Consider the following 520-nt stretch of genomic DNA (forward strand, 5'->3'; position numbering starts at 1 on the left):
GAAAGCCTTCCCTGAATTCAACGCTTCTTTGGACGGCGACAATCTGGTTCTGAAAAACTACTTCAACATCGGTTTCGCAGCCGATACGCCGAACGGCTTGGTTGTTCCCGTTATCAAAGACGTGGATCAAAAAGGTCTGAAAGAAATCAGCCAAGAGCTGACCGAATTGTCTAAGAAAGCCCGCGAAGGCAAGCTCAAACCGCAAGAAATGCAAGGCGCCTGCTTTACCATTTCCAGCTTGGGCGGCATCGGCGGTACAGGCTTCACTCCGATTGTGAACGCACCTGAAGTTGCTATTTTGGGTGTGTGCAAATCCCAAATCAAACCGGTTTGGAACGGTAAAGAGTTCGCTCCGCGCCTGATGTGTCCGTTGAGCCTGTCCTTCGACCACCGCGTCATCGACGGTGCCGCCGGTATGCGCTTTACCGTATTCCTGGCGAACCTGTTGAAAGACTTTCGCCGCATTACTCTGTAATCCGAGCGTATTTCAGACGACCTGCGGCATACGGCCCAACAGGTC

General features: G+C 52.3%; 1 protein-coding gene. It reads left to right on the top strand.

Going from position 1 to position 520, the window contains the following annotated elements:
- Window positions 1-475, top strand: a 475-nt coding sequence (locus tag ACTHUR_RS18180; RefSeq protein ID WP_440400159.1) for a 2-oxo acid dehydrogenase subunit E2, incomplete at its 5' end; no start/stop codon positions are given.
- Window positions 476-520 lie beyond the last annotated feature (45 nt).

This window comes from Neisseria sp. P0021.S007 (assembly GCF_051956855.1).